This is a genomic window from Eubacterium sp. CAG:156, assembly GCF_000434315.1.
Classification (GTDB): domain Bacteria; phylum Bacillota; class Clostridia; order Lachnospirales; family Lachnospiraceae; genus Eubacterium_U; species Eubacterium_U album.
In genome coordinates this window covers 1-6849 of record NZ_FR878146.1, presented here as the reverse complement: position 1 = coordinate 6849, position 6849 = coordinate 1, and the positions used below count along the sequence as shown (strand labels likewise).

The following is a 6849-nucleotide window of genomic DNA, read 5'->3' as shown; positions in this document are numbered from 1 at the left end:
TTTCTTTACCTGCAACGTAATCACTGGAGAATTCAACAACATGGGCAGAGGAATAAAAATTTAATGATAACGCTAATATTGCCTCTGAAACAGCTGTTGAAAAATCACGTGCACTGTGATGATAACCGCTTATACCCGCATTTACATTTAATGATGTAAACTTTTTAAATGAAGAAACGATTGTGTTGCAGTTATCAATTATTGCTGATGTATCTTCATTTTCATAATCAAAATATACATTTATAATAAGATTGTTATATCTAAAGCAATAACTGTTAAGCTTGTTGTCGATTATTATATCTTTTAACGTTCCAACCATTGACATATCGTCCGGTAATTGAAATGCAGCTACATAATAATTGTTTAAATTAATATCAAAGTCCGATAGCTTGTTTAAGGAATCATCAGGTACAACGTGGTCTGTAAGTTCCTGAAAAAATTGATCCTTAAGAAATGCCTGCTCACTTTTACTAATAGAAGATTTAGATTCAATTAGTTTTTTCGCAACATTTTGAACTGCATTTATTACATCCTTTTTTGCAGCCGGTTTTAACAGGTATTCTGCAACATTATACTGAATTGCAGAACGTGCATATTCAAATTCTGAATATCCTGAAAGTATGATAACAGATATTTCAGGGTGATTTTCATAAATGTATTTAGCAAGTCCGATACCATCAAGAGAAGGCATTCTTACATCAGTTATTACAATGTCAATAGGAGTACTTTCGATTATTTCAATAGCCTCTGTTCCGTTCTTTGCTGTTGCCGAAACAACACAATCATATGTCTCCCAATTTATATATTCAGAGAGGCCTTTTCTAAATATAGATTCATCGTCTACTATTAATAAGTGAAAAATCATACTATCACACCTTTCTTATTTTTCACATGGAATTTTAAATGAAATAGCTGTCTTTACCATAGAAGTACTTTCAATGTGTAAGGCACATTCAGGACCATACATTAATATTAATCTCCGATTTAGGTTACGAAGACCAACGTGGGTATGCCCTTTAGATGTACCTGATTCTTTAGATGAAGGTGCCTGGTTATTAAAATCAGGGATTTCATTAAATCCAATACCATTATCTTCAATTGAAATATGAAGATATTCATATTTTTCGTATAAGTAAATGTTTAGTTCACCTGAACTTTCTTTTGGTTCAAGACCATGAACATAAGCATTTTCAACAAGTGTCTGTATACAAAATACAGGAACTTTATATGAATCAAGACCTGCATCAATATGAAAGTTGATGCTTATTCGGTCTTCGAATCTAATTCTTTGTAAATAACTGTAAAATTTGACATATTTTAATTCTTCTGAAAGAGGTATTGCAAAGTCATTTTTAGATTTTACAGTTGCTTTTAATAATTCTCCAAGAGCAATCGTCATATCATAAATTTCATTGTTATCAGACATCTCAGCTTTCCATGCAATAGCATTAAGTACATTAAAGAGAAAGTGGGGATTAATCTGAGATTGCAATGCTCGTATTTCAGAATCCTTTAACAATAACTTTTGTTCCGTAATATCTTCATGGAATGAATGAATCTCGTCCAACATATTGTTAACTGATAATTGGAGAGAATAAAATTCTTCGTATTTTTCAAGCCCGTTTATATTTCCTGAGTAATCTCCCTGCGCAATTCGATTTACATAATTAATCATTAAGGAAATAGGCTGGGTGATTAGTCTGCTTATTCCAAATGCAAATATTAAAACAATAATTATAATTGATATGATTGTAATAATATATGGCAAAAGAATATTGTAAATCTGATGTTCTATCTGACTGACAGGGGCAAGTACAGCAGCGTTGATGTTAATAGACTCCATTTCATTTGACAAAACAAAGTAATCGTCAGAATCAAATTTAACAGAGGATATTTTCAATGCATCAATTGCATTAATCTGTTTATGTATTGATGATAATTTAGTTGATTCAGCATTATATTTAAAACCCGACATAACTTCTAAATCATCATTGTATATAAATATACGCCAATCGTTAGAAACATATTGACTAAGGGAGAACATCCATTCATTAATGTTAATTGAAATAAGAATATCGCCAATCTGCTGACCATTATTTGAACTGTATATTGTCTTTATAAAATAAATGCAGTTTGAATCATTAAAGGTTCTAAATGAAAGTGAAGGAGAAGGAGATGTAAGAGAATTGTAAATCCTTCTATTCATAATTAATGAAGAACTTGTTTCATTTTTTGAAACATGAACCTGCTTTCCGCGTTTGTTATAAATATAAACTGATTCAAGATAACTTTTTTCCCACAAATTATTCATGATAAGGGAAGAAGTTATCTGTTTTGCAGTAGTAACCGAATTAGTTGAGTCAGCATAATTGTTCTCTAACCAATCATATACGCTGGTGTTTGAAATTAATATACGATATATTGAATCGATAGTATCTATATTAGTTGATATGGCACTAATTGTAGAGCGGCTTTCCTGAAAAATCTGTTCTTTAAAACTTTTTTGAAGTTCATTAATAGTCTTATAGCAAAATAATGCACCACTAATAACTAAAGCAAATGCAATAGTAACTGTAATTAATATGGTAACCTGTGTTCTTAGTTTCCTTTTTTTATGTGAAAATCCTTTTGCCATGCCTTGTCCTCGAATGATGTTATTTTATAGTTCCGTACCTTAAAGTAATTATTTTTAAAGAATTACTTTAGAATGCTATAAACATTATATCAAAAATATTAAAGTATACAAAGAAATTGTAAAAAATGTCTAAAAATGGTAAAAAAATTCAAAGTATTTGTAAAAATATTACATTAAAACTGAAAAATAACTCCGATATAATTGCATTATCATATAAAGAATGGAGATGGAAAGATGAAAAAATTGAAATTATTGGCAATGTCTCTTGCAGCAATAATGACCGTGTCAACAGTTGGTATGGGTGATTATGCAGCTGTTAAGGGAGACGATACAACTACATGCGAAGTAAGTACATTTTCCGGAAATGAGTGTGTGACTTATGGAAAAACAGTTACTTCGGATATGGGAGTATCTAGTGGAAGCTTATCTGACATTGTAGATGGAAATGAAAATAATTTATGGATAGCAGGTGGCAGAATTACAGGAACAATAACAATTGATTTAGGAGCATATTATAAAATATCAGATTTTAAGATTGTATTTGAAGCCTCAAGAGACGACGGAGAGTGGGGATATACAGTTGAAGGAACGGATGATGAAAGTAATTGGGATATGTTATGGGACAATAGTAACAATTCTGATAACAGTAAATCTTTAACAGGAAAAAACACGGAATACGGAGAAAACGTATATAATAAATTAAGAATAAAAATAACTAATATTCCAGGTACGCTTGTTTGGACTGCAATGAGAGAATTTTGTGCTTATGGTGTTAAAATTAGTGATTCTAAAGTGACAAATGTTGCAAAAGGATGCTCGGCGAAAGGATATTATAGTGACGGAGGAAGCGGTAATGAGGCTGGTGTATTTCCGGCTACAAATGTTACCGATGGAAACACTTCATCAAGATGGGGCGGAAATGGAAATGGAAATGGTCAGTACATAATAGTTGATTTAGGAAAAACTAGAAAAATAGAGGGATTCAATGTTTTATTCCAAAAAGATGCGTATCCAACATTAGAAGAGGCCAAGGCTGATACATCAGATAGTGAAAGTCAGTATGGTCAGACATGGAAATATGTTATAGAAGGTTCTAATGATCAGAGCACATGGACTATGCTGTGGAATAATAATGAGAACGATGACAATGAAAATTGGAGTAGAAGTCAGTCCGGTGAATGTGAAGATAAAGATAATGAATATCAATATGTGAGATTTACAATAAATAGAATGCCTTTGCATCAATCTAGTACTGCACAGGTATGGGCAGCAATGTACGAATTTAACATTTATTCACCGGTTTATACTGTAACAGAAGGAGATTCAACTACAGAAGCGGCATATGGAGATACATATACAGTTAATGGAGATGCTACATACGGTTATTATTATAATGAAGAAATGTACAAAAAAGGTGATGGATTAACAGTAAAAGACAATATTAATTTGGAAGCTGTAAATACATTAAACTTATCAATTGCAAATGGTGCAGGAATCAGAACGGCAGATCCTTATGGAATGAGATTCCAGACAACAGTTACAAGCGATAATTATAAAGCGGTTAATGAGCAGAAAGCTATAAAGGAAGGAATGCTTATAACTACAAAAGATTTATATGAAAAAAATGGTAACGTATTAGAAAAAGAAAGTAACTATACAAAATTAGATATTGCAAATAATGGTTGGTATGGAGAAAACGAAAGTGCAAAAACAAATACTTACTGTGGCTCAGTTGTAAATATTAAAGAAGAAAATTTTGCAAGAGGTTTTATTGCAAATGCATATGTAACAATTACTTATAAAGATGGAACAACTACAACAGTTTATTCTGACAATATGAGTGATACAAGATCAGTTGCACAGGTTGCGTATAACATGACACAAAGCGAGGGCGGACAGGCTGAACTTAATAGACTTGGAGAGACTATAAAAGCTATGATAGAAGGTTGGGCAACAAAGTACAATGCTAATCAGGCACAGTAAGGAGAAATACATGAAGAGAAAATATGAATATCCTAAAATGGAAATAATAGAATTTGATACAAAAGATGTAATAACAACAAGCGGTGTTAGTGATGATGATTTTTTGAATGGATTAGATCATGTAATAGATATAAATAATGGAAACAGTGGTTGGACAGGTTTATATTAAAAGTCGCTTTCTCATTTCCCGGGTCTTGAAGTCATATGCTTTATATAATTTTCAAAATAGGCATATGGCTGTAGACCTAAATGCAAATTTCAACTAAATAAATGTCATGTCATCAGGTTTGTTAATAATGAAAATAAATCAGATTACAGACGATAACGGGCAACCGTGAAAATTCAAAGAATATCTCCTTTTGATAATTTGGGTAAAACCATAGTCTGAAAGGAGGTATTTTTTTGTAAAAAAATATATATAAAATAGAGGAAAACTGATACACTATAGCAATGGGAAATTGAAAATGAGAGTATTAATTAGTATTAGCATAAAAGAAAGTAAATAATTAATTATTATAAGTAAATTAAAGAAATTAAATTCTTGAATACTAATATTTATATAAAATGTTAATTTAAATGAATATAAAAGAGAGGAAAGAATATGGTTACATTATTATTAGCGCTTATTTATTTGGCATTTATTAGTCTTGGATTGCCGGATTCACTTTTAGGTTCAGCTTGGCCGCAAATGCATTTGGATTTAGGGGCGCAGCTGTCAATGGAGGGAATTATTTCAATGTTAATTTCCTGTGGAACGGTTATTTCAAGTTTATTTTCTGAAAAGATAATATATAAGTTTGGAACGGGAATGATTTCGGCAGTAAGTACACTTTTAACAGCTGTTGCATTATTTGGATTTTCAGTTTCCGGAAACTTTTATATGTTATGCTTCCTTGCGATTCCTTATGGATTGGGAGCAGGAGCAATAGATGCAGCGCTTAACAATTATGTTGCTCTTCATTTCGCGTCAAGACATATGAGCTGGTTACACTGTTTCTGGGGAATTGGAGCAGCTGTTGGACCGTATGTAATGGGTGTAGCAATGTCACTTGGAAAGGGATGGCGTGGAGGATATTTGGCAATATCAGTAATACAGCTTGTTCTAACTATTGTTTTATTTGCGGCATTACCGTTATGGAAAATAAATCAGGAAAAAAATGAAGAAAGCATAACTGAAAAGAAAGAACCAAAGAAATTAAAAGAAATATTTAAAATAAAAGGTGTAGCTTTTGTTTTGATAGCGTTTTTTTGCTACTGTGCGGTAGAACAGACGACAGGATTATGGGCATCAAGTTATTTTGTAATAAACAGAGGGTTAAGCAACCATACAGCAGCAAGTTTTGTTGGATTGTTTTATATTGGAATTACGGGTGGCAGATTTTTGAGTGGCTTTATAGCAGACAAATTTGGCGATAAAAAAATGATCAGACTTGGAATATGCGGAATTTTAATAGGAGTTGTATTTTTGCTAATTCCGGCAAATCAGTTATTTTCAAGTTACAAAATGTTAAAAGAAATATTTCCTCTAATAGGTCTGGGCTTTGTCGGATTTGGATGTGCTCCAATATATCCATCAGTAATACATGCTACGCCTGATAATTTTGGAAAAGAAAATTCGCAGGCAATTATAGGAATACAGATGGCATTTGCATATATGGGAGTTATTATTATGCCGGCTTTGTTCGGAATAATATCCCAGTACATAACAATCGCACTATTTCCAATATATATTATGTTAATTACTTTAGTTATGTTTATAATGTCGGAAAAGATGAACAAACTTAAGAGTAAGATTTAAATAGTTACGGATGAAATCTAAAATAGCAGGTTTCATCCGTAAATTTTTACATAATTTGCCAAATTATCTAACAATTTTACACTTATTCTCCTTATATTTAATATTTACAATAAATAAAAAGTAAATTTATTAATGGTATTGTCTAAAATGTATAAAAAATTAAATAAACAACACGGTAGTATGTGATTTTTTACTATATATAATGTAAAAAAAACACAAGTTTATGTAAAAATATTCTATTCAGATATTTGCAATAAAACAATATAATGTGAACATAAACAAAACAACTTTAAGGAGGAAGTTAAGATATGAGAAAGAAAATGTTATGTGCATTCATGTGCTTGACAATGGTAGCTGGTCTTATGACAGGCTGTGGCTCAGACGGAAAGTCAAGCAAGAACGACACAAAGAGCGATGATGGAAAGGTAGTATT

Annotated in this window: 5 protein-coding genes; 3 read left to right on the top strand and 2 right to left on the bottom strand. The window is 31.5% G+C overall.

Annotated elements, in window-relative coordinates:
* On the bottom strand, positions 1-865 hold an 865-nt coding region (locus tag ABMA45_RS03610), incomplete at its 3' end, for a response regulator (RefSeq protein ID WP_348029910.1).
* A gap of 15 nt (positions 866-880) precedes the next feature.
* Positions 881-2635: a sensor histidine kinase gene (locus ABMA45_RS03605; protein ID WP_022088519.1), complete on the bottom strand. Its 1755-nt coding sequence runs from the start codon at positions 2633-2635 to the stop codon at positions 881-883.
* Positions 2636-2869: 234 nt separating this feature from the next.
* Between ABMA45_RS03605 and ABMA45_RS03600 the strand changes: the two genes are divergently transcribed.
* From ABMA45_RS03600 to ABMA45_RS03590, 3 genes are all read left to right on the top strand, one after another.
* Positions 2870-4618 carry a discoidin domain-containing protein gene (locus tag ABMA45_RS03600; RefSeq protein ID WP_022088518.1) on the top strand — a complete coding sequence of 583 codons (1749 nt, stop codon included), beginning with the start codon at positions 2870-2872 and terminating at the stop codon, positions 4616-4618.
* A gap of 10 nt (positions 4619-4628) precedes the next feature.
* Entirely contained in the window at positions 4629-4787 is a 159-nt protein-coding gene (locus ABMA45_RS03595) for a hypothetical protein (RefSeq protein WP_022088517.1), read from the top strand.
* A 432-nt stretch (positions 4788-5219) separates the two neighbouring features.
* Entirely contained in the window at positions 5220-6416 is a 1197-nt protein-coding gene (locus ABMA45_RS03590; RefSeq protein WP_022088516.1) for an MFS transporter, read from the top strand.
* Positions 6417-6849: the final 433 nt, after the last annotated feature.

Coding starts and splice junctions, on each gene's coding strand:
- ABMA45_RS03595 (WP_022088517.1), top strand. CDS start 4,629: ATGAAGAGAAAATATGAATATCCTAAAATGGAAATAATAGAATTTGAT.
- ABMA45_RS03590 (WP_022088516.1), top strand. CDS start 5,220: ATGGTTACATTATTATTAGCGCTTATTTATTTGGCATTTATTAGTCTT.
- ABMA45_RS03600 (WP_022088518.1), top strand. CDS start 2,870: ATGAAAAAATTGAAATTATTGGCAATGTCTCTTGCAGCAATAATGACC.
- ABMA45_RS03605 (WP_022088519.1), bottom strand. CDS start 2,635: ATGGCAAAAGGATTTTCACATAAAAAAAGGAAACTAAGAACACAGGTT.